Annotated in this window: 14 protein-coding genes; 11 read left to right on the top strand and 3 right to left on the bottom strand. The window is 37.2% G+C overall.

Annotation, left to right across the window (positions count from 1 at the left end; all coding sequences use genetic code 11):
* Positions 1-155: 155 nt before the first annotated feature.
* The 4 genes from cobA to R2R71_RS14755 all read left to right on the top strand — a co-directional run bounded on the left by cobA (position 156) and on the right by R2R71_RS14755 (position 6,236).
* Positions 156-950, top strand: coding sequence for a uroporphyrinogen-III C-methyltransferase (gene cobA, locus R2R71_RS14770; RefSeq protein WP_316832048.1), 795 nt, complete (start codon positions 156-158; stop codon positions 948-950).
* A gap of 431 nt (positions 951-1,381) precedes the next feature.
* Positions 1,382-2,794 carry a glycogen synthase gene (locus tag R2R71_RS14765; RefSeq protein WP_316832047.1) on the top strand — a complete coding sequence of 471 codons (1,413 nt, stop codon included), beginning with the start codon at positions 1,382-1,384 and terminating at the stop codon, positions 2,792-2,794.
* Positions 2,795-2,802: 8 nt separating this feature from the next.
* Entirely contained in the window at positions 2,803-4,071 is a 1,269-nt protein-coding gene (locus R2R71_RS14760) for a glucose-1-phosphate adenylyltransferase (protein WP_316832046.1), read from the top strand.
* Between the two features lie 380 nt (positions 4,072-4,451).
* Complete coding sequence (locus tag R2R71_RS14755; protein WP_316832045.1) at positions 4,452-6,236, top strand: glycoside hydrolase family 15 protein; 1,785 nt, start codon at positions 4,452-4,454, stop codon at positions 6,234-6,236.
* Between the two features lie 136 nt (positions 6,237-6,372).
* On the opposite strand, the gene R2R71_RS14750 is transcribed toward R2R71_RS14755, so the two are convergent.
* From R2R71_RS14750 to R2R71_RS14740, 3 genes are all read right to left on the bottom strand, one after another.
* On the bottom strand, positions 6,373-8,562 hold the full coding sequence (locus R2R71_RS14750) for a bifunctional alpha,alpha-trehalose-phosphate synthase (UDP-forming)/trehalose-phosphatase (protein WP_316832044.1): 2,190 nt from the start codon (positions 8,560-8,562) through the stop codon (positions 6,373-6,375).
* 151 nt (positions 8,563-8,713) lie between these two features.
* Complete coding sequence (locus R2R71_RS14745) at positions 8,714-10,072, bottom strand: sensor histidine kinase (protein ID WP_316832043.1); 1,359 nt, start codon at positions 10,070-10,072, stop codon at positions 8,714-8,716.
* A gap of 69 nt (positions 10,073-10,141) precedes the next feature.
* Positions 10,142-11,512, bottom strand: a complete 1,371-nt coding sequence (locus R2R71_RS14740) for a sigma-54 dependent transcriptional regulator (RefSeq protein ID WP_316832042.1) — start codon at positions 11,510-11,512, stop codon at positions 10,142-10,144.
* A 205-nt stretch (positions 11,513-11,717) separates the two neighbouring features.
* Between R2R71_RS14740 and R2R71_RS14735 the strand changes: the two genes are divergently transcribed.
* From R2R71_RS14735 to R2R71_RS14705, 7 genes are all read left to right on the top strand, one after another.
* Entirely contained in the window at positions 11,718-12,962 is a 1,245-nt protein-coding gene (locus R2R71_RS14735) for an efflux RND transporter periplasmic adaptor subunit (protein ID WP_316832041.1), read from the top strand.
* Between the two features lie 2 nt (positions 12,963-12,964).
* Positions 12,965-13,372 (top strand): hypothetical protein, encoded by a 408-nt coding sequence (locus tag R2R71_RS14730; RefSeq protein WP_316832040.1) that lies wholly within the window; start codon positions 12,965-12,967, stop codon positions 13,370-13,372.
* Positions 13,369-14,067 carry an ABC transporter ATP-binding protein gene (locus tag R2R71_RS14725; protein ID WP_010602884.1) on the top strand — a complete coding sequence of 233 codons (699 nt, stop codon included), beginning with the start codon at positions 13,369-13,371 and terminating at the stop codon, positions 14,065-14,067. The genes R2R71_RS14730 and R2R71_RS14725 overlap by 4 nt, the downstream gene beginning before the upstream one ends.
* 189 nt (positions 14,068-14,256) lie before the next feature.
* Complete coding sequence (locus R2R71_RS14720) at positions 14,257-16,632, top strand: ABC transporter permease (protein ID WP_316832039.1); 2,376 nt, start codon at positions 14,257-14,259, stop codon at positions 16,630-16,632.
* 77 nt (positions 16,633-16,709) lie between these two features.
* Entirely contained in the window at positions 16,710-19,085 is a 2,376-nt protein-coding gene (locus R2R71_RS14715) for an ABC transporter permease (RefSeq protein ID WP_316832038.1), read from the top strand.
* 92 nt (positions 19,086-19,177) lie between these two features.
* Positions 19,178-21,556 carry an ABC transporter permease gene (locus R2R71_RS14710; RefSeq protein WP_316832037.1) on the top strand — a complete coding sequence of 793 codons (2,379 nt, stop codon included), beginning with the start codon at positions 19,178-19,180 and terminating at the stop codon, positions 21,554-21,556.
* Positions 21,557-21,647: 91 nt separating this feature from the next.
* On the top strand, positions 21,648-24,029 hold the full coding sequence (locus tag R2R71_RS14705; protein WP_316832036.1) for an ABC transporter permease: 2,382 nt from the start codon (positions 21,648-21,650) through the stop codon (positions 24,027-24,029).
* Positions 24,030-24,048 lie beyond the last annotated feature (19 nt).

Below are 24,048 nucleotides of genomic sequence, written 5' to 3'. Positions count from 1 at the left end.
GTTTTGATTTTCAGCGAATTGATCTAACTGATCGATTTGTTTCTTGCAGATATGTTATAAAATTAAAATATTTTAAAATAAATTACTACAATTTCTATAGACTTTATATATTTGTATAATTAATAAAAATTATCACGAGCTAATTTGTTACTGCCATGATTTTAAATAAAGTAGAAAAAGCGAACATTGAACCAAAAATTACACTAATCGGTGCTGGTCCTGGCGACCCGGATTTGTTTAGTTTAAAAGGTGTTAAAGCATTAAAAACAGCTGATGTTGTTTTATATGATGCAAATGTGAACGAAGCTTTATTGTGTCATGCACCAGATGGTATTCCAAAAGTTTTCGTTGGAAAGCGTACTGATGATGAGAATTTCTCACAGGAAGCTGTTAACAGATTGGTTATCGATTATGCTTTAAACTACGGTCACGTAGTTCGTTTAAAAAGTGGTGACCCGTTTTTCTTTGCAAAAGGTTACGAAGAAATCGATGCCGCAGAATCGTACAGCATCCCTACAGAAATTATTCCTGGTATTTCTAGCGCAACAGGAGCACCAAGCTTACAGAAAATACCAATGATTTATAAAGACCTTAGCGAAAGTTTCTGGGCAGTAACCGGAACAAATGCGCAGGGAGAAATTTCAGAAGATTTATACATTGCTGCCAAAACAAAAGCAACAATTGTCGTTTTAAATGGTATTGAGAAAGTGAAAGAAATTGCAGCCATTTTTCAGGCTGAAAATAAAAACCTTTTACCAGTAGCAGTAATTCAAAATGGTTCTACGCCACAGGAAAAAATAGCAGTAGGCATTGTTGATACCATTGCAGAGGTTGTAGAAGATAAAAGAATTACCGCCCCGGCATTACTGGTTTTTGGTGATGTGGTTTCTTTACATCCGCAATTTCAGCCTATCAGAGATTTCTACGAAATTATAGCAGAAGAATATTAATAATTAACCTAAACCACATTTATTTGTTTTGTTATAAAGCCGCTGACGAAAGTTAACGGCTTTTTTGTTTTTAATGATCTTCCGCAGAAGTAAAATATGATAAGATCAGACGAATTGTTATAAACAGGCCTTTGTTAAATAAACCTGATTGATTAGAAATACTTTTTATTGCAGCTAAGCTTTAATATAATGTTATACTGAGGTACAAAGCATCTGCAACCGTTGAAACGGATGCTTCGGGTCTTAATATAACAGAAGTTTGAAAAATATTGGAACGAAAAGCAGGGCTGTAGCCCACTAAAAGTGATGAATATTCCCTTCCAATAAGAACCGATTCTGACGAAAAAAATGCCATCAAAAATAAATTTCCGATTATTTCTAAATCGGAAAACAATTACTAACTTAACGGAGTTATCTACACCAAATATTTGATGGAAATTATACATATTAGTGCCGAATGTTACCCAGTTGCTAAAGTTGGTGGTTTAGCAGACGTTGTAGGGGCCCTACCTAAATACCAGAATAAAACCGGCCACATAGCCAAAGTGGTTGTGCCTGCGTATGAAACAAAATTTGTTCGCGAGAGCGAATTTGAAGTAGCATACGATGCCTGGGCTAATTATGGTAATCACCATTTTGCTTACCGGATTTTAAGGGAAAAGACCAATAAGCTTGGTTACGATTTATACATTGTTCACATACAGGGATTAACTGATAGACCAAATGTTTATGGTTATGGCGATGATACTGAACGTTTTGTTGCATTCCAGATTGCTACTTTAGATTGGATAGCGCAGTGGGAACATCGCCCGGATGTAATTCACTGTCACGACCACCATACAGGATTAATACCTTTCATGGTTTCGAACTGCCTTAAATATCAAAATATAAGTAAAGTACCTACTGTTTTAACCATTCACAATGCACAATATCAAGGTCAGTTTGGATGGGATAAATTATATTATTTACCTGCTTTTGATTTATGGAAAGGTGGTTTATTAGGTTGGGATGATGCAATAAATCCACTGGCATCGGCCATAAAATGTGCCTGGAGGGTAACTACTGTTTCGCCAAGTTATCTGGAAGAGATGATGAATAATGCCCGTGGGCTGGAAAGTTTGCTTAGGCAGGAGCGTTGGAAATGCAGCGGCATTTTAAACGGCATCGATAATGAAGTGTGGGATCCGGAAACTGACCCAATGTTAGGCAAAAGTTACAATTTAAAAACAGTTGAGGCAGGAAAAGCTGCAAACAAAAAGGCCTTGTGCGATGTTTTTCAATTAGATGCTTCAAAGCCATTATTCACCTTTATTGGTAGGCTGGTAGATGAAAAAGGAGCAGATTTACTTCCTGATATTTTTTATACCGCATTGCAGCAACATGGCGAAAATATTAATATTTTAGTTTTAGGTTCTGGCGATAATTGGGTAGAAGGAAGATTAAATCAGTTAAAAGGAATTTTTGATGGAAAGTACAACGCTTACATTGGTTACAATGAGCAGGTTTCTCATCAAATTTACGCAGGGGCTGATTTTCTCCTAATGCCATCAAGGGTAGAACCTTGCGGCTTAAATCAACTTTATGCCTTGCGCTACGGAACGGTTCCGATTGTGCGCAGAGTTGGCGGTTTGAGGGATACCGTGATTGATATTGGAGATGATGGATTTGGTATCTGCCACGACCAGACCAGCATTTGGGATGTTATGCATTCCATTAACAGGGCAGTAAACTTTTACAATGATAAAAAAGCTTTTAAAGCAGTACGTAAAACCATGATGAAGATTGATCATTCGTGGGATAGGGCAGCAACGAATTACATAGAATTATACCAAATATTAAAATAAGCTTAAACATGACTGACAAAGTTTTAGGCGTTATCCTTGGCGGTGGCCAGGGCTCTAGATTATCGCCATTAACACAAACACGTTCTAAACCGGCAGTTCCAATTGCTGGTAAATATCGGTTGGTAGACATCCCAATATCAAATTGCCTCAATTCTGGCATCCACCGTATGTTTGTGTTAACCCAGTTTAATTCAGCATCCCTAAATAAACACATTAAAAATACTTATCATTTTAGCCATTTTAGTACGGCTTTTGTTGATATTCTTGCGGCAGAGCAAACGGTACAGAATGCAGGCTGGTTCCAGGGAACTGCCGATGCCGTTCGCCAATGTATGCACCACATTGTTTCGCATGAGTTTGATTACATTTTAATCTTATCTGGCGATCAGTTATACCAGATGGATTTTAAAGATATGATTGAAAAACATATCGAAGCCAATGCGGAAATTACGATTGCTACCATTCCGGTGAATGCAAAAGATGCTACCGACTTTGGTATTTTAAAGGCAGATGATGAAAATATGATTACTTCTTTCATCGAGAAACCAAAAACAGGTCTTGAAGAGTGGATTTCTGATACAGGTGAAGAGATGCAAGGCGAGGGGCGTAATTTTCTGGCATCAATGGGTATCTATGTTTTCAATCGCGAATACTTAATCAATATCCTGAACGAAAACGAGGAGGAGAAAGATTTTGGTAAAGAGATTTTACCGAGAGCAATTACGCAAAGTCGTGTGCTAAGTTATCAGTATGAAGGTTACTGGACAGATATAGGTAATATTTCATCGTTCTTCGAAGCTAACCTGGGCTTAACGGATGAGATTCCGAAGTTTAATATGTTTGATAGTAATCATACTATTTTTACCCGTGCAAGGATGTTACCTCCATCAAAAATTTCGGGTACAACTTTAGAGAAAGCCATTATTGCTGAAGGATGTATTATACAGGCGAGTAGGGTAGAACATGCTGTTTTGGGTATTCGTGCCCGAATTGGCAAGCATACTGTTGTAACTAATGCTTATATCATGGGAAGCGACCGGTACCAGACTTTAGAAGAAATACAATCTGAAAATAGTAAAGGCAATTCCCTAATTGGTATTGGCGATCGTTGTTACATTAACAATGCCATCATCGATAAAAATTGCCGAATTGGAAATGATGTGAAAATTAATGGCGGTCCGCATTTAGAGGATGGCGATTTTGAGCTTTATGCTGTTAAAGACGGCATTGTAGTGGTAAAAAAAGGTGCTGTTTTACCAAGTGGAACAGTAATTTAAGATAATCATTATCATTAACTAGGCCAGTTTCGTGTATTTCGGAACTGGCTTTTTTCTTGTAAAGAATTTAATGATTATCTATGATTTTTGAATTGAACGTTCAGCATTCTAGCGCCGGTTGCAGCCCTGTTTTACGTTTCAATATTTTAACTGTTGTCATGCTGAGGCAAGAAACAGCCGTTTCATCGGTTGCAGATGCTTCGTGCCTTAGCATGACAGTCTATTCAAAGTTATTAGCAAAAAAATATTTCCTCTTCAATCAGGCTTATTTAATAAGAGCTTGTTTCATACACGATGTTTAATTCTCCTTAAAATTCCTCATTTGCTCCAACATTTTAGGGCCACGCTTGTTAGTATTTAATTAAACTCAAATTAATCGCATGGCAGAACAACACCTCTATCAAACGGGAATAATTGGAAATTGCGCTTTTTTAGCGCATGTAAATAAAAACACAGATATCTCATGGCTTTGCTGGCCGCGTTTCGACAGCCCTTTTATTTTCGGTAGCTTACTGGACAGGAAAAAAGGTGGTGAATTTTCTATTCTTCCTCAAGGTGAGTACACTACAAATCAATACTATATTGAAAATACGAATGTATTGCGAACGGAAATCACGGCAGAAGATGGAAAGTATCGTATAACTGATTTTGCGCCACGATTCCGTTTATACGACAGGTATTTCAAACCCTTAATGTTTATCAGAAAAATAGAACCATTACAGGGAAGCCCGAGGATTACAGTTAAATGCGAACCGGTTTGCAATTATGGAAAAGGGAAAATGCTTTCGAGCAGAGGCAGTAATCATATCGACTATTTAGGTTGTGATGAGAATATAAGGCTGAGTACAAATGTTTCCTTAACTTATATTTTAGATGAGAAAGCTTTTGTGCTAAACGAAGCAAAATACCTGATCATGACTTATGGTCAGAACCTGGAAGCACCTGTAGTAAGTACTGCTGAAAACTTTCTTCGTGATACGATTGCCTATTGGCGCCTGTGGATTAAACATTCATCAATTGCAGGCTTTTACCAGCCATTTGTAATTCGTTCGGCTTTGGTTTTAAAAATTCATCAGTACGAAGATACCGGTGCCATTATAGCTGCAAGTACTACGAGTTTGCCTGAATCGCCTGGAAGCACAAGAAACTGGGATTACCGTTATTGCTGGTTAAGGGATTCACACTATGTACTTACTTCGCTTAATCATATCGGGCATTTTGAGGAAATGGAAAAGTATTTTAATTATTTATCTGATATCTCTCGTGCCGAGGATACACGCTACCAACCCTTATATGGAATTGCCGGTGAGCGGGAAATTACTGAGCATACTTTACCGCATTTAGAAGGGTACAAAGGTGAACAGCCCATTCGGGTTGGTAACCAGGCCTATGAACATATACAGAATGATATTTACGGGCAGGTGTTAATTTCAATGTTGCCACTTTATACTGATCATCGTTTTGTATTCTCAGAACGAAGTGATTCGGTGAAATGGATAGAGGGCGTACTGTCTAAAATTGAGCGAACAATTGATGAGGAAGATGCCGGCATCTGGGAGTTCAGGAATATAGCAAATGTACATTGCTATAGTAATTTGTTTCAGTGGGCAGGTGCACAAGCCGCCTTAAAAATGGCAAAAACAATCGGTAACCAGGATTTCGAGGACAGAGCAAAAGTGCTAATCGATAAAGCAGCAGCACATATTGAGGCTTGTTACGATCCAGTAAGAAAGGTTTATACCAATGCTGTTGGAAGCCCCCATCTGGATGCCAGTACATTGCAGCTAATCATGATGAATTACCTTGACCCTGCATCAGATAAAGCAAAAGACCATTTAATTGCGTTGGAAAAAGAATTGAAAACTGAGGATGGTTTATTTTACCGTTATCTGCATGCCGATGATTTTGGAAAACCTAAAACAACGTTTTTAATCTGTGCTTTCTGGTACGTTGAAGCATTGGCTTGCGTAGGCAGAACTGACGAGGCGATTAAGGAATTTGAAAACATTATTAAATATTGTAATCACCTGTTACTTTTCAGTGAGGATGTTGATGCCAAAACGGGTAGTCAATGGGGGAATTTTCCGCAGGCATATAGCCATGTAGGCTTAATGAACGCCGCGTATCGCATTGCGATTAAACTGGATAGACCAATATTTTTGTAAGGATTTAATTTTAAGCTGGTCGGTGCATCACCGACCAGTATTTAGCGTTTTGGTATTTTAACCTGATTTATTGTGTCACCGAACCAGAAAACAGTATGTAAGAGATCACTGCATTCAGAATGACGACGTAACGAACTCAATCCCTCTCCACAAATTCTTCTTTAACTAAACTCCAGAGAAGTTTTCTAACTTCTTTAAAATCATTTAGATAGTATTTTGCTTCAGAAAGATTATTGCCAACTTTAACCGTAATAGCATCATCGGGTAAAGCCTTGAAAATATCCTCATCGGTATGATCATCACCTAAAGCCATAATAAAGTCAGGATGTTTATTATATAACCAGTTCAATGCAGCTTTTCCTTTATTTACTTCAATATTTTTAAATTCGATAACCTTGTTTCCTGGCATCAGTTGTAAACCTTTATCTGCAGCCAAAATTTTCATATGACTTACAATTTCGTTCGCCCTTAAATCGCCAAGTCCTTCTTCCGCCTTGCGGTAATGCCATACCAATGAATAACTTTTTTCTTCTATAAATGATCCCGGTGTCCTATCTGTGTAGGTTTCCAGTTGTGCTTTAATTTCACTTTTCCATTGGTCAGTTAATAAAGGAAGACAATTCCATTTATCGCCATAGGTTTTTTGCCAGGCACCATGTTCGGCAATCAAATCAACCTTTAAATGTCCAAACCATTTTTCAAGTGTTTCATTTCTTCTGCCGCTAATAATAACAACCGTATTTGAACTATCTAATGTCAGGTTTTCAATCAGGTCATATAATTCATCATCCGGCGATGCATCATCAATATTTCCGGTAAAATCTACCAGCGTCCCATCGTAATCAAGAAACAGTACGCGGTTTTTCGTTTTTGCATATTTTGCAGCAATAATCTCATTAATCGTATTTACTGCGTGTTTTGTTAGTAATGATTTTTGTGAATCTTTCACTTCGTTTAATCTTAATATAAAATTGTTTACCCAATGTTTCACATTGAATTTTTCTACTATGGAACGCATGGCTTTCATACGCTGCTGCTGCTCTTCTACGGGCATTTTTAAGGCGGTAACGATGGCATCCATGATATCGCCAAGGTTATTCGGGTTAACAACAAGTGCATCCGTTAACTCTTTGGAAGCACCGGCCATTTCGCTTAAAATAAGAACACCATCTTCGTTATTTCTGCTGGCAACGTATTCTTTACTTACCAGGTTCATGCCATCACGCATGGGGGTAACCAGGCAAATATCAGCAGATGAATACAGCGCTGATAATACTTCAATAGGGAAAGAGCGGTAGAAATAATTAACCGGAATCCAATCCATAGAACGGTAGCGGGCATTTAAATTTCCAACAAACTGATCAATTTGCTCGCGAAGCTCATTGTATTGGGGTACCGTATCCCTTGAAGGAACTACGATCATGAATAACTCGATTTTACCAATGTATTCGGGATGTACCTGCAACAGTAATTCGAGTGCTTTCAGTCGTTCTAAAATTCCTTTGCTATAATCCAGGCGGTCAATGGAAAGGATAATTTTCATATCTTCTTTTCCATTTCTGAAATTCGAGATTTCATGTTTTACTTCATCAGTTGCTGTTAACGCAGAAAATTTATCATAATCTATTCCCATCGGGAAAGCTTCGATAACAATTTGTCTTTCACTGTTATGGATGACATTTGAAGAAGAAGTAACTGTTAGTAATCGTGTTGCTGTACTGATGAAGTGTCGTACATCATCATAAGTATGGAAACCGATTAAATCGGCTCCTATTAAGCCATTCAGTAATTCCTCACGCCAGGGGATTAACCTGAATATCTCATAAGATGGAAATGGAATATGCTGAAAGAATCCAATGGTAGAATTCGGAAGTTTAGTTCGCAATATTCCTGGTAATAGTAGTAGCTGGTAATCCTGAATCCAAATTTTATCTCTCCTGTTTAGCACCTGCATCGCACTTTTTGCGAATTTTTCGTTTACTGATTTATAGCAGTCCCAATAATTTTGCTCGTAATGTGCGTAGGTAACCAGGTAATGAAAAACAGGCCACAAAACCTCGTTTGAAAAGCCTTCGTAATATAGATTTATTTCTTCCTGGGTAAGAAAAACGGGATACAGGTTGAGCGTACTAAGTTTTTGAATTACTTCTTCCTGTCTTTCTTCAGGAACTTCTATTCCCGGCCAGCCAATCCATATTGAATTGCCTGATTTGTAAACGTCGCCCAAACCAGTGGCAAGGCCTCCTTCGCTGGGTATAAAAGTATATTCGTTGTCTTCTTCAATAATTTTAACGGGTAGTCTGTTCGATATTATAACTGTCTTCATGCTTGTATTTGATGTATCCACATTAATAAAAGCGCTTAATTCTGTTTTTGTTTGAATTTTTATTTTAAAAGAACATTCAGATGATTTTTTGAAATAGTAGAACTATTGCTAAAAAGGATAAGCCCCGATAAAGAAAGTTGCCGTAAATAACTTAAACGTAATTAAAAAGCAACGAGAAAGTTGTTTGCTCATTTGGTATCGAAACCACTTCAATGCTACCGCGATGCATTTTCATAATGTTTCTGCTAATGGTTAAACCAATGCCTGAGCCATTTTTCCGGGTAGTGTAAAAAGGGACAAAAATTTTCTCTAAATCAGCTGATTCTATGCCTTTTCCGTTATCGCTTACATCAATATAAAGTTTGGTGTTTTCTAAACGGTATTTTACAGAGATATAAGGGTTTTCGTTATTTTCGACAGCATAAATACTATTGGTGATCAGGTTGATTAATACCTGTTCGATAAGTTTTAAATCGAGTTGAACTGTAATTTTAGATGAAGTTTGTTCAACATCGAGAACCACATTTTTAACCTTGGCAAATGGCTGCATGAGTACTTTAATGTGTTTAAGGATTTCGCCAATAGTATGTGATTCGAGGTTTGGGGTTGGCAATTCTGCAATCAAACGGTAATCTTTAACAAAATCCAATAAACCTGTTGAACGGCGTTTGATGGTTTGCAGGGCCGTTTTCAAATCCTCCATTTCATCCAAATCCAGGTTCTCCTTGTTACTTACCATGCTATTGATGGTATCGGATAAAGAGCTGATTGGCGTAATGCTATTTAATATTTCGTGCGAGATTACACCAATTAACCTATTCCAGGCTTCGGTTTCTTTTTGCTCAATCTCATCTTTAATGTTTTGGAAACTGATAATAGTGTAGTTATTCCCGTAAAGGTTTAGTGGAATAACCTCAGTTGATAGCTGAATCAATTTTTCCTGGATTTTCAACTCCAGAAATCGTTTTCCTCCGGCAGTAATCTGGTCTACCTCGTTAGTGAAATTTGGCAAATGCTGTTTTAAACGATGCCAGTATTTGTAAGCCGGAACGCCAAGCAGATTTGAAGCCGCCTGATTAAAAAATGCGATTTCCTCATTATCGTGCTCAGTTTCACTATTCTTAACTACAATTACACCAACAGGAACTTGTTCAAGAATGGTTTTAATGAGTTGAAACATGGCTTCCTGCTCCATCCTGATTTGTTTGTGCACCTGTAAAATTTCGCCAAACGATTCATATAGTTCAGGGAAACTGCCCTTGGTTGCTTTATTCTTAAAATTTAAGGTATGGTCGCGGGTTTTTACAGCTAAAATAAATCGCTTAATATCAGAGCGGATTTCATTGATATAATAATAGAGCGAAATAATCGAACCTATCAAAATTAAGCTTACACCTATAATCGTAAACCACAGTTGTGTATTCTTAACCAGGTAAAAAAGCAGGTAACCTAAAAGGTTAATGATTACCAATCTGGATACTAAACGAAAAGTAAAGCGTTTATAAAACATGTTTCTATGCTAAAAGCTAAAAAGTTAAAAGGCCAAAAGCTTTCCGCTTTAGTCTTCAGGTTTTTTCGCTCAAATTCCAAATTTCTCTATTCTTCTGTATAAAGCTGCCCGGGTTAAGCCCAATTCTGCTGCAGCCTTAGAAATATTTCCCTTATGCTTGTCGATGGCTTTTTGAACCATCATTTTTTCCATATCCTCAAGTGCCATTTCATCAGGCACCGCAGTAGTTTGTGTAAAGCGCTGCGGGCTTAATTGTAAGTCATCATCCGAAATTTCATTGCCATCGCTCATGATTACTGCCCGCTCTAAAACATGTTGTAACTCCCGCACATTGCCAGGCCATTTGTAATTTAACAGCATTTCTTCGGCTTTATGACTTAAATTTCTAATTTCTTTATGATATTTCGAACTGAAAACCTGCATAAAATGATTTGCAAGTAGCAGAATATCGGTTCCACGCTTTCTTAGCGGCGGTAATAAAAGTTCAACCGTATTGATACGAAAGAGCAAATCCTGCCTGAAAGTGTTTTTAGCAACCATGTCGTTCAGGGGCATATTAGTTGCTGTAATTAGCCTAACATTTACTTTACGTTCTTTACTTTCTCCAAGGCGGGTAACCGTTCGGTTTTGCAACACACTTAAGAGTTTGGCCTGTAATGGTAAGCTCAGGTTTCCAATCTCATCCAAAAAGATAGTTCCGCCATCTGCTAATTCGAAACGACCGGGTTTATCTTCTTTTGCATCGGTAAAAGCACCTTTGGCATATCCAAACAATTCACTTTCGAAAAGATTTTCATTTAGGGAACCTAAATCAACATGCATAAAAACCTGGTTCTTGCGTTGCGAATTTCCATGGATTTCATAAGCAAATACCTGCTTTCCGGTACCGTTTTCACCTAAAATTAATACATTGGCATCTGTGGGCGAAACTTTTAATAAGGTATTTTGAAGCTGTTTTATAACATCGGCCTCACCAACAATGTGTTCAAAACCCCTGGCCATATCTTTTTGTAAAGAAGTATGGATTTTTTCCAGCTTTTTCACTTTTCTGGTCGATTCGCGAAGCTTTGATGCTGCTGAGATGGTAGCAAAAAGTTTTTCGTTTTCCCAAGGTTTAAGAATGAAGTCGGTTGCGCCGTTTTTTATGGCTTTAACGGCAAGCTCAACATTACCAAAAGCCGTCATTAATATGACCACATAATCCTTATCAATCGATAAAATGTGCTCAAGCCAGTATAAACCTTCACGTCCATCGCTTGCACCCTTCTGGTAATTCATGTCCAGCAAGATAATATCGACTTCGTTTTTGCTAAGTAAAACATTAATTTCTTTTGGCGATTTGCAGGTAATTACCTGTTTTACCTGCTGTTTTAAGAACAGGCGGGCACTTAAAAGAATATCATCATCATCGTCGATGATTAAAACGGTAGCGTCTAACATAAAGTGTTTATCTCTATTTGCTGAAGAAAGTAGTAATTTCTATCACAAATTTAATCAAACTGTCCGCTCCCGCACATAAACTGTTCGATAATGAACAGGTTAAAATTTTAAAATTAGTTAAGTCATTGTTTATTAGTGTTTTATTTGTTTTTTAAGCTTTTGGCACAGGCTTGGTTAATGGGTAATCAAATAGTAAAACCGAACAATGGACAAAAAAATAGAGAAGAAGAGATTTAGCACTAAAACCTTAACCATAATAGGAGGGGCAATTGCCTTTGTTGCAGTTGTTATTTATGGCTACACCTTATCATTGAAAAAAACATACAGTGCCGATGCTGATAAGTTAACCATCAGTAAAGTAGAATATGGCGATTTTGAAGATGTAGTTTTACTAAACTCGAGTGTTGTTCCATTAACTTCGGTAATTGTTAGTTCTTCTGTAGGAGGTACGGTTGCCGAAATTTTTACTGAAAATGGAGCATCTGTGGTAAAAGGTACACCCTTGTTAAGAATCTCCAACTCAAATGCCATGTTAAGTTATACCTCAAGTCAAACGGCAGCTACAGAGCAAATTAACCAGTTACGTAAATCAAGATTAGATTTAGAGCAAAATCAGCGGGTTTTGAATCAAGATGTTTTGGATGTTGAAAATAACCTAAGGACCGCTGCCCGTCAATACCGCCTGGATAGTGCGCTTTTTGCAAAAAAAGTAATTACACTACAAGAGTTCAATAAATCGAGTCAGGACTATGAATATTATCAGGGTAAACTGAAAATTGTTCGCCAGGCGGTTAAACAAGAAAACCAAAGTAGAAAAATGCAGTTGGCGCAAATCGATCAATCAATGGGGCAAATGAACGAAAGCTTGGAAATGATTCGTCAGAATATCGAAAACATGACAATCAAAGCACCAGTTTCGGGAAAGCTATCGTCTTACGATCCGGTTATTGGCAAATCGTATAATGCCAATGAAATGATTGGAAAGATTGATGTTTTACAAGGCTATAAACTACAGGCTGGTGTTGATGAATACTATATCAATCGTGTTAAAGAAGGACAAACTTCAACCTGTGAGTTTAATGGCAAAACATATAATTTAACCGTGAGCAAGGTTATTCCTGAGGTTACTGCGGGTCAATTTCAAGTGGAAATGGTTTTTAAAGGTCCTGCACCTGAAGGCTTACGTCGAGGCTTATCGCTTCAAACAAAATTAACTTTATCTGATAATAGCAAATCGTTATTGCTTGCTCAGGGACAGTTTTTCCAAAGTACAGGCGGCTCGTGGGTATTTGTGGTAAACAATGGTAAGGCAACTAAGAAAAATGTGAAAATCGGAAGAAAAAATTACCTGTATTACGAAATATTGGATGGTTTAGCCAAAGGTGATGAAGTGATTACTTCTTCTTACGATCAGTTTAACCAGTATGATCAGGTAGAAATTAATAAATAAATATGATGAACAGAATTTTAATAACTATAGCAATAGCCTGTTTTTCGCTAATGGCGAATGCTCAAAGTATTTTTAAAAAAGAGGCTAACTGGATTGATCAAAAAAATGGGGTGAGCTATGAAATGAATATTTATAGCAAATCGGCAAAAAATGCAGGATCAGACCTTGCCAAAATTAAATTTACGATAGATGGAGACCTGACGCTGCTTGAAAAGGTTAGCCTGATGCTTGATGGGAAATTGAAAATGAATGTACCATTAAAAGCAGAAGCTAATGAAATTGAATTACAACCCGGAGTTTATACATTTAAAATTTACCATAAAATATTTAGTGAAAAGGATTTCGAAGTCGAACTGAAAAAAGCTCAACAAAACAATATTAAACTAACCATCAAAAAAATTGCTTCATGATTAAAATAGAAAACCTGGAAAAAGTTTACAAAACTGAAGAAGTAGAAACAACGGCCTTAAATGGCATTAACCTACACGTAAAGGAAGGCGAGTTTGTTTCCATCATGGGACCTTCGGGCTGCGGAAAATCTACTTTATTAAATGTGATGGGTTTACTGGATAAGCCTGAAAGTGGCAGTTATAAGTTTATTGATACTGAACTTTTAACCTTAAACGACAGAGAACGCTCTAATTTCCGGAAAAGAAATATGGGTTTCGTTTTTCAGAACTTTAATTTAATTGATGAGTTAACTGTTTTCGAAAACATCGAGCTACCCTTAATCTATAATAAAATTCCTGCAGGCGAGCGCAAAAAACTGGTTAACGAGATTATTGAAAGAATGAATATCGTTAACCGTAGCGGTCACTTTCCTCAACAGCTTTCAGGTGGTCAGCAGCAACGTGTTGCAGTGGCGAGAGCGCTGGTTACCAAACCGAAATTGGTTTTAGCCGATGAGCCTACAGGTAACCTTGATAGTTCGCACGGTAACGAAGTTATGGAACTGCTTTGTGAGTTAAATGAAACCGGAACCACGATTGTAATGGTAACGCACTCCAGCCATGATGCTAGTTTTTCAAACAGAATTATTAACCTGAAAGATGGTCATGTGATTTCGGAAAAGATTAATAAAAGCCGGAATGAGGAGTTGATATAAACCTTTTAGCACCAAAAGGCAGATAAAGAAAATTTAGTTTTAGTTAATGATAAGCCACCCGACATCTCCCTGGATGGGGAGATTCGGAAAAGGCGCTAATAAAAGGAAATACTGAAACAACAAAAAGAAAGACAGAAACTTAGTAAAGTCTTGATACCTGTTACTTAATAATAACTACTTGCTATTACCATGTTCAAATTAAACTTAAAAATCGCTTTGCGAAACCTTTGGAAAAATAAAGGATTCACCTTAATTAATGTTGGTGGATTGGCTATTGGTTTGGCCAGTTGTATGATTTTACTTTTATACGTGGCTTATGAATGGAGTTTCGATAAGCAGTTTACCAATCATGAAAAAACCTATGTTGTTTATCAAAGTGTTGTGGCAAATAGTAAAACTTTCAGTTGGTCGTGGACGCCTAATGTAATGGCAGCTGAAGTGCAGGAAAAGTTTCCTGGGGTTAAATATGCTTCACGTTCAACATATCCACGCCCGAACTTGGTTGCCGTTGGTGATAAAAAGATAAGCTCCAGAGTAGTTTTTGCTGATCCAAATTTCCTTAAAATTCTGGACTATAATTTTTTAACGGGTAACCCTGCCAGTGCTTTAAAAGATGTTAATACAATTATTTTAACTAAATCTTTTGCTGAGAAATTATTTGGAAAGGAAAATCCAATCAATAAAACCGTAAAATTTGAAAACCAGAACATTTTAAAAGTTGAGGCGGTAATAGATGATGTGCCCGCAAATAGCAGTATCTACTTTGAATGTTTAATGCCCTGGAAGTTATATGAGCAAAGAGAACCATGGGTAAAAGAGCCTAACTGGGGGAATAATATGTGTTTAACCCTGGTTCAGTTAAAAGATAATAATGCCTTTGGTAAAGCAAATGCCGACATAAAGGAAATTTACAAACGTCACGATAAGGAAATAACTGCTGAAGCATTATTGCATCCATTGGATAAATGGCACTTATATAGCGATTTTGAAAATGGAAAATCGGTAGGAGGAAAAATAGATCAGCTTAAAATATTTCTATTGCTTGCTTTCTGCATACTGCTCATTGCCTGTGTAAACTTTATGAATTTATCGACTGCACGCTCGGAACGTAGAGCAAAAGAAGTAGGCGTTCGTAAAGCAATCGGTTCAACACGGAAATCACTAATCAGCCAATTCTTTCTAGAGTCGATATTGGTGACATTTATTTCCACTGTTTTTGCCTTCATTTTGGTTGAAGTAAGTTTACCCTATTTTAATAATTTATTAGATATTAAATTAACCATAAACTATAATAATATTTCCTTTTGGTTAACATTAACCGGACTGATGATTTTTACAGGTTTTGTTGCAGGGAGCTATCCGGCGTTATACCTATCATCTTTTGAACCGATAAAAGTATTAAAGGGATTAAAAATCAAAACAGATTCATCCGTATCGGTAAGGAAAATATTGGTTGTTGGGCAATTTGTATTTGCAGCCTGCTTAATCGTTTGCACTGTAGTTATTTATCAGCAACTTATCTACGTAAAAAATAAACCTATCGGCTATGATAAATCTAACTTGCTACAGATTGCAATAAATGGGAAAATGCATGACCAGAGTAAACTAGAGCTCCTAAAAACACAGCTTGTAAAATCTGGTGCGGCATCACATGTTACTATTTTCAGCTCCGATTTAACTGAAGGTGGAAACAATACAACGAATATTGAGTGGGAGGGTAAGAAACCAAACGAACTCATCTCATTTAATCATCGGGCAATTGGGTATGATTTTGTTGAAACGGTTGGTACACAATTGGTTAGTGGCAGGGAGTTTTCTCCGCAATTTCCTAATGACAGCAACAATGTGATGTTGAATGAAGCGGCCGTTAAAATGATGGGCTTAAAAAATCCTATCGGTTCAGTAATTACTTTTTGGGGTAACAGGCTAACTAATGTTGGCGTAGTAAAAGATTTTGTAGTAGAAAGTGCTTATCAGAAAGTAGCACCTATGATATTTTACCTTAACAGAAGCTCGAATGATAATGCACAAGTAATCATTGTTAGGTTAAATCCGAATCAGAATATAAGCTCATCACTGGAAAAAGTTGATGAAATTGTTAAAACGATTGAGCCTAATTACCCCATTAACCGCAAATTTGTTAACCAGTCGTTCGATGTAAAGTTTCAGGATGAAAAACTCTTGGGTACGCTTTCCAACTGGTTTGGTGGTTTTGCCATCTTCATATCTTGTTTAGGCTTGCTAGGCTTAGCGCTCTTTATGGCCGAACAGCGTAAAAAGGAAATCAGTATACGTAAGGTTTTAGGGGCGAGCACTTCTAACATCCTCACCTTGTTAAATAAAGATTTTATAAAACTTGTGGCCATAGCTAATCTGATTGCTTTTCCATTAGCTTATATCATTATTAATAAATGGCTTTCAGCATACGAATACAGGATTTCGATTTCAGTGATCCCGTTTGCAATTGCCCTAAGTTTATCGGTTATAATAGCAATTTTAACGGTTAGTATACAGTCTGTTAAAGTAGCTAAAGCCAATCCTGTTGATGCATTAAAATATGAATGAGGCTAAAAAGTTAAAGGTGAAAAGCATAAGGTATATGCGCTTTGACCTTTAACCCTAAGTCCTAAACCTTAAACCCTATGTTCAAGCTTAACTTAAAAATCGCTTTACGAAACCTTTGGAAAAACAGAGGAATTACCACAATCAATGTTGGTGGTTTAGCAATTGCTTTGGCTGCATTTATTTTGGTTGTAATGTATTTTACTTACGAAACCACTTTTGATAAGACAAACCCGAATTACGATAACATTTATATTGTAGGCCGGATTGAACCTGATTTTAAAACGAATTATACTTCTCCGCCTTTGGCGAAAGCAATTAAGCAAAGTTTTCCGGAAGTAGAAGAAGCAGGTATTACCAAGGGTAGTTTTTTTGAACTGACAATTAAGAAGGGCAAGCATACTGTTTTTGCTAAAAATATTCTTCAGGCTGATTATAATGCCGCAAAAATCTTAAATATCCAGCCAAATGGAGGATTAGTAAAGCCATCTGGTGAGGTTGAAAGACTCAGTTATTTAAATACGGAAAACATGAAAACATTGTTTCCGGATAAAACCGACAACAAACCTGAAATGGTTGGTTTTGGTGCAAGTAACTCAGGCGTAACAGGAATAATTGCCGGTTCAATTGTTAATAACCTGCATTCAAACTTTGCTTTTGATGGCGTTTCAATTGGTAATGAAATAGGAAAAGGGGAAAATTATGGTTACAATAATTACAACACCTATATTCAGGTAAAACCAGGTACTGACATTGCTAACCTCGAGCAAAAAATTACCGAATTATACCGTAAGGAGCTATTGAAGGGAGAAACCGATCAAAAAGTGGTTGATGAGATAAAAACGGTTTCAACTTTTTTAGATCCGTTATCGAATTTGCACCTTAAGCCAAAGGCTGGTAATGATGCACCATATAAAATACTCGTTGCACTTTCGGTATTAGGGATACTGATTCTGGTAATAGCCTGCATTAATTTCACTAACTTAAGTATTGCACAGGCAACAAAAAGAGCCAAAGAGGTTGGTGTTAAAAAAGTAATGGGCGCTTATCGTTTTCAGCTAACTACTCAATTCCTGACCGAAATATTTATTCAATGTGCCGTTGCAACCGTTTTAGCTTTAATTCTTGCAGAACTGGTATTACCGTACTTCAATAATTTATTTCTGGTTAACTTATCAATCTGGCATTTTGATAATAATTTATTGTGGCAGTTGCCGCTTATTTTATGCCTGATTACTTTAATAGCCGGCATTTATCCTGCAATGGTTCTATCGGGCTTTAAACCGGCGTTGGTGCTTAAAGGTAATTTTTCGACCAGTAAGCAGAGTTCGTGGTTGAGAAATGGTTTGCTTGTTTTTCAGTTTAGCATAGCTGTAATTTTTATTATTGGTTTACTGATTATTAATTCGCAGCTCAAATACATGCGTACCCAGGATTTAGGCTTTACGGCAAATCAAGTCGTTTATATCAAGAATGTATCGTTGTTTAATAAACCTGAAAACTTTCAGCCTGTGAGGGAAAGGATTTTAAAAATCCCTGGAATTAAATCGGCAACTGTAGCCACCGCTATTCCTGATGGTTCTGATAATGGTGCTAATGGCTATACATTTGAAGGTAGGCAGGGAAGCCTGGACTTTGTTGATGTAGATTTCGATTATTTCGAAACGCTCGACATTAAATTAAAAGAAGGTCGCTTTTTTAACAAAGGATTTGGAACTGATACTGCAAACGCTGCTGTTGTGAATGAAAGTACAGTTGCAAAGTATGGCATGAAAAATCCTGTAGGAAAGACAATCAGAGGTTGTAATATCGATTATAAAATAGTCGGTGTGGTTAAAGATTTCAAATCACAGGGTTTTGAAAATGCCGTTCAACCGACCATTTATTCAATTAAAAATCCTTGCGGGAATTATAAAACGCAACTCATGCTTAAAATCGAGGAAAATAAAATGGTAGATGCGTTGGCTGCTTTGAAAGCGCAATGGCCACAAATTAACCCCAAAGATGGTGAAGATTTCAGGTATGAGTTTTTAGATGAACTTTATGGTAAACTCTTTAAAAAACAGGAGCAATTACAATCTGTATTTTTTGCTGCGGCTTTGCTTACTATTTTCATCGCAATTCTGGGCTTGTTTGCTTTCGCACGCTACATCACAAATGGCCGGATAAAGGAAATTGCAGTACGAAAAATTTTAGGCGCAAGTGATGTGCAAATTTTCAAATTAATTAATAGCGCATTTTTTGTGATGGTGCTTATTGCCAATGCAATTTCATGGCCTGTAGCATATATCCTCACTAAAAAATGGCTCAAAACCTTTGCTTACCGAATCAATTTACCTGTTTTGCCTTTCGTGATTAGCGCATTGATAACTATTTTATTAACCGTGATTACCGTGAGTATACAGGCAAGGAAAGCTGTAAAGGCTAATCCTGTTGATGCCTTAAAATATGAATAACGGTCGAAAGCTGAAAGACTAAAGCTAAAAGCAACACGAAAATAGCTTTTAGCTTTCTCCTTTCCACTTTTTGCTCACTTTATACTACTAAAATGTTCAAACTCAACTTAAAAATCGCATTGCGAAACCTTTGGAAGAATAAAACCTCTTCTTTCATTAATGTTATTGGTTTGGCTATCGGCCTTGCGGCTTGTTTAATGCTATTGTTATATGTTTCCTACGAATGGAATTTTGATAAACAGGCTAAAAACTGGCAAAATGTTTATGTGGCCATGACGAATGTACCGGGTGAGGGCGATAAAATTGCTGGAACTTTTAACGGTTCTACAACTGCATTGGGACCGCTTTTAAAACAGAATTTACCCGAAGCGAAATATGTTGCCCGAATGAATTACGGCCAGAAAAGCTTAATTGCTAACGGACAAAATAGCTATAAGAAGGATGCAAAGTTCGCAGAGCCTGATATTTTGAAAATGTACGATTACCAATTCATTTATGGCGACCAGAAAACGGCAATGCTTAACCCACTTTCAGTAATTTTAACCGAGAGTATGGCCAAAACATTATTTGGTACAACAGATGTTTTGAATAAAGCTGTACGTTATCAAGATAAAGAAAACCTAACCATTACAGGAGTAATTAAAGATTTACCTGAAAACAGCTCGAACAGATTTGATTTTTTAATGCCATGGTCGTTTTACGAAATGGTTGATGAAAGTGCTAAAAGCTTAAACTGGACTAACTACAGTTTTGTCACGATGGTTTCACTTGATCCAAATGCAAATATTGATTTGGTTAATCGAAAAGTTGAAACCTTAGTGAAAGAAAATACCGTACAAAATCAGCAATCGCAACCTCACTTTTTGTTCCAGGCAAGCAAACTTCATTTATTCGGAAAGTTCGAAAATGGTAAATCAATCGGGGGAGATATTGAGCAAATCTTGCTATTTGTAGGTTTAGCTTTTGGGATTTTATTAATTGCCTGCATCAATTTTATGAATATGGCTACGGCTAAATCAGAAAAAAGAGCTAAAGAGGTTGGTATTAAAAAAACGATTGGTGCAAACCGGACTTCACTAATACTTCAGTTTCTAACCGAATCGATGGTGCTTACTTTAGTTGCCGTGGTGGTTGCCATAGCATTGTTAGAAATCTGTTTGCCATCGTTTAATCAGCTTTTAAATATTAATCTGGGGATAGCTTATTTTAGTGCCCTTAGCTGGGTGGGTATACTAGGGATTGTTATTGCTACAGGTTTGATAGCAGGCAGTTACCCGGCATTTTATTTATCTGCTTTCAACCCTATACAAACACTCAAAAGAAAAATCAATGCAAAAGGTTTTCTATCGGTTAGCTTAAGGCAGGTTTTAGTTGTTGGGCAATTCTGTTTTGCCATCATTCTCATTATTTCCACGCTGGTAATCTATCGGCAAATTCAATACATTAAAAATAAGCCGGTCGGTTTTGATGTAAATGCACTGGTAGAAATTCCTCAGGATGGTGAATTGAAAACCAAATATGAGCTGTTTAAAACAGAAATGCTAAAATCAGGGGCAATTACCTCGATGTATCAATCCTCAATTGGTCTTTCACATCACGGCCGCAATTTTATGGATATCAGGTGGGATGGAATGACTAAACCAGATAATACAGTTATGTTTAATCAGGTGGCTACTACCTATGATTTCATAAAAACCAACGGCATAAAATTAATCCAGGGAAGAGATTTTTCGAAAAGCTTTGCTTCTGATACAGGCGCTGTGATGGTTAGTGCTTCTGCAGTAAAAGTTTTTGGCTATAAGAATCCTATCGGAAAGAAAGTTAAGATTTTTGGTTCAGATGCGTTTATTATTGGTGTTTTCAATGATTACGTTTGGGATTCTCCGTATAAATCTAATAACCCACAGGTGGTTTTCTTAAATCCTGCGCAAACAGGAACTATTACCATGCGCCTGAACAATTCGAATAACTTGCAAAGTAATATTGAAACAATTAATCGAATTACCAAGGCAATAAACCCCGCGTATCCAGTCGAAATTAATTTTTTAAATACCATATATCTTGATAAGTATAAGTCAGAAAAAACATTGGGTATTCTTTCTAATCTTTTCGGCGGACTTGCAATTTTTGTTTCTTGTTTAGGGCTGTTCGGTTTGGTGGCTTACAGTGCAGAGCAAAGAACCAAAGAGTTTGGCGTAAGAAAAGTGCTGGGTGCATCAGTAACCAATTTGATGCAGTTGCTATCCGTTTCTTTTATAAAAATGATTGTGGTCGCAATAATTATTGCTGTCCCAATCAGTTATCTGGCAATGGGGAAATGGCTCAATAAATTCGAATTCCATACCGAAATAAGCTGGTGGATTATTCCAGTTGCAGCCTTGGGTACTTTAACCATGGCATTAATTACAGTTAGCTTTCAGGCTTATAAAACGGCAAAAGCAAATCCGGTTGATGCACTTAAATATGAATAACTAAGGATGAAAGGCAGAAAGTTTGAAGGTGGATGGCTTAAGCGCTTAAACCTTCTGCCATCCAACCTTTCAACCCTCAACCTTAAAAAATATGTTCAAACTAAACTTTAAAATAGCCCTCAGAAATCTCTGGAGAAACAAAGGTTTTACGTTCATCAATATTGGTGGGCTGGCCATTGGCATGGCCTGTTGCTTAATGTTGCTCTTGTATGTAAACTACGAGATGAGTTATGATAGACAGTTTAAAAATATTGATAAAATTTACATTACCGCACTAAATTTAAAGTTTAACGGTAAACTGGCCACAACAATGGCCTTACCTAATAAACTTTCGAAAGCAGCAATGGAAGAGTTGCCTGGCTTTAAAAGATCTGCTAGGGCATCGAATGAAAATAACGTGAAATTGTATAGCCATGGACGCGATAATTTTAAACTTTCAGCATTCTTCGTCGACCCTGATTTTATTAAAATTTTCGATTACCATTTTATTTATGGCGATGCAAACACTGCACTAAACGATCCCGCCTCAGTTATTATTAACGAAACAACTGCTAAAAAGCTTTTTGGTAATGAAAACCCGATCGGGCAAAGGATTAGCTACGATGGAAAGAGGGAACTTAAGGTGAGCGCTGTTATCGAAGATTTACCAAAAAATGTAAGCATGCAGTTTGATGTTTTACATCCATGGGCTTTCTTCGATCAGTTAAACCCTCAGGATAAAGAAAACGGATGGGGTGCCATTACTTGTTTTACCTTTTTTGAATTGAAGGATAAGGTATCGGTAGAATCGACTAATCAGTTGCTGCAGAAATTCATCGTAAATAAAGAGCATGATTTAAAGGAAATGACATACGAACCTTTCATATTCCCTTTTGCCAAGATGCATCTTTACGAAGATTTCCAGAACGGTAAATCAGTTGGGGGTAGGATAGACCAGGTAAGGTTATTTATTTTTCTGGCTTTCTGTGTGCTTTTAATCGCCTGTATTAATTACATGAATTTATCTACCGCCCGTTCAGAGAAACGTGCCCGGGAAGTAGGTGTTCGTAAGGCTTTAGGTTCAACACGCAAAACAATCATGAGCCAGTTTATGATAGAATCTTTAATCTTGTCATTTGTTGCTATGCTCATCGCTTTTGCATTATTAGAATCAACGTTACCCTACTTCAATAATCTCCTCGATATAAAAATTGTAATTAATTACGGTTCGGCACCAATATGGATTACATTGCTGAGTTTAGTATTAATTACAGGTTTACTGGCCGGAAGCTATCCTGCTTTCTACCTGTCATCATTTATTCCCGTAAAGGTTTTAAAAGGCTTCAAAGGTTCAGCAGGCTCATTATCTATTCGTAAAACGCTTGTTGTGTTTCAGTTTACTTTATCCATTTGCATGATTATTTCCGCCATTGTGATTTACAACCAAATACAATACATGCGTGATAAACCACTTGGTTTTGATGCTGCCGCCCTGGCTCAGATAGATCTTGAAGGTGAGTTAACCAAGCCAGGTAAAATGGAAATCTTCAAGAACGAGCTCAAACGTAGCGGCGCAATCGAATCAGCAACAGAATATGCGAGCTCATTTACTCGTGGAGGAAACATTACAGGTGATATTTCGTGGCCAAATAAGCCGAAGAACGACGTTTCTATCGTTAGTTACAGAAGCACTGGTTTTAATTTTGCCAATACAGCAGGCGTTAAAATTGTTGCTGGACGAGACTTCTCTTCAGAATTCCCTGCAGATACCGCTACTTCTTTATTGTTAAACCAGGAAGCTGTTAAATTAATGCAGTTAAAAAATCCTGTCGGAACAATTATTACCTGGGGCGATAACCCACCGTTAAAAGTTGTTGGTGTGGTGCAGGATTTCTTTAACGAATCTTTAGGCGCTAAGGTTTCGCCAACAGTTTACTATTACAACGTGAGGAAAAGTGGAACGCTGTTGCTTAAACTGAATACCAGGCAATCTTTAACGGCCTCGCTTGACACCATTAAACAGGTAAGTCAGCGTCTAAATCCGGCTTATCCGGTTGAAATAAAATTAGTAAGTGAAGGGCTGGCTGAGAAGATAAAAAGCGAGAAGCTTTTAAGTGCACTCTCTAATATCTTCGGAGGCTTCGCTATTTTTATTTCATGCCTAGGTTTATTAGGATTGGCACTCTACATGGCCGAACAACGGAGTAAGGAAATTAGTATACGCAAAGTGCTGGGCGCAAACTTATCAGATATTCTGGTTCTGCTAAATAAGGATTTTATGAAGCTGGTAATCATTTCAAACCTGATTGCCATTCCGGTAGCTTTCATTTTGGTAAGTAAATGGCTCGATAAATATGACTATAAAATAAGTGTTAACCCCTGGCCATTTGTGCTTGCGCTCTTAACATCAATAATAATTGCTGTATTAACGGTTAGCCTGCAAACCTTCAAAGTTGCTAAAGCTAATGCTGTTGATGCTTTAAAATATGAATAACTAAGGATGGAAGGTTTGG

It is taken from the genome of Pedobacter aquatilis (assembly GCF_032678405.1).
GTDB lineage: Bacteria > Bacteroidota > Bacteroidia > Sphingobacteriales > Sphingobacteriaceae > Pedobacter > Pedobacter aquatilis_A.
This window is presented reverse-complemented; position numbering and strand designations above follow the sequence as displayed.

What these genes read in the sequence shown, in the direction of transcription:
- cobA (WP_316832048.1), top strand. Translation starts at nt 156, where the DNA reads ATGATTTTAAATAAAGTAGAAAAAGCGAACATTGAACCAAAAATTACA.
- R2R71_RS14765 (WP_316832047.1), top strand. Translation starts at nt 1,382, where the DNA reads ATGGAAATTATACATATTAGTGCCGAATGTTACCCAGTTGCTAAAGTT.
- R2R71_RS14760 (WP_316832046.1), top strand. Translation starts at nt 2,803, where the DNA reads ATGACTGACAAAGTTTTAGGCGTTATCCTTGGCGGTGGCCAGGGCTCT.
- R2R71_RS14755 (WP_316832045.1), top strand. Translation starts at nt 4,452, where the DNA reads ATGGCAGAACAACACCTCTATCAAACGGGAATAATTGGAAATTGCGCT.
- R2R71_RS14750 (WP_316832044.1), bottom strand. Translation starts at nt 8,562, where the DNA reads ATGAAGACAGTTATAATATCGAACAGACTACCCGTTAAAATTATTGAA.
- R2R71_RS14745 (WP_316832043.1), bottom strand. Translation starts at nt 10,072, where the DNA reads ATGTTTTATAAACGCTTTACTTTTCGTTTAGTATCCAGATTGGTAATC.
- R2R71_RS14740 (WP_316832042.1), bottom strand. Translation starts at nt 11,512, where the DNA reads ATGTTAGACGCTACCGTTTTAATCATCGACGATGATGATGATATTCTT.
- R2R71_RS14735 (WP_316832041.1), top strand. Translation starts at nt 11,718, where the DNA reads ATGGACAAAAAAATAGAGAAGAAGAGATTTAGCACTAAAACCTTAACC.
- R2R71_RS14730 (WP_316832040.1), top strand. Translation starts at nt 12,965, where the DNA reads ATGATGAACAGAATTTTAATAACTATAGCAATAGCCTGTTTTTCGCTA.
- R2R71_RS14725 (WP_010602884.1), top strand. Translation starts at nt 13,369, where the DNA reads ATGATTAAAATAGAAAACCTGGAAAAAGTTTACAAAACTGAAGAAGTA.
- R2R71_RS14720 (WP_316832039.1), top strand. Translation starts at nt 14,257, where the DNA reads ATGTTCAAATTAAACTTAAAAATCGCTTTGCGAAACCTTTGGAAAAAT.
- R2R71_RS14715 (WP_316832038.1), top strand. Translation starts at nt 16,710, where the DNA reads ATGTTCAAGCTTAACTTAAAAATCGCTTTACGAAACCTTTGGAAAAAC.
- R2R71_RS14710 (WP_316832037.1), top strand. Translation starts at nt 19,178, where the DNA reads ATGTTCAAACTCAACTTAAAAATCGCATTGCGAAACCTTTGGAAGAAT.
- R2R71_RS14705 (WP_316832036.1), top strand. Translation starts at nt 21,648, where the DNA reads ATGTTCAAACTAAACTTTAAAATAGCCCTCAGAAATCTCTGGAGAAAC.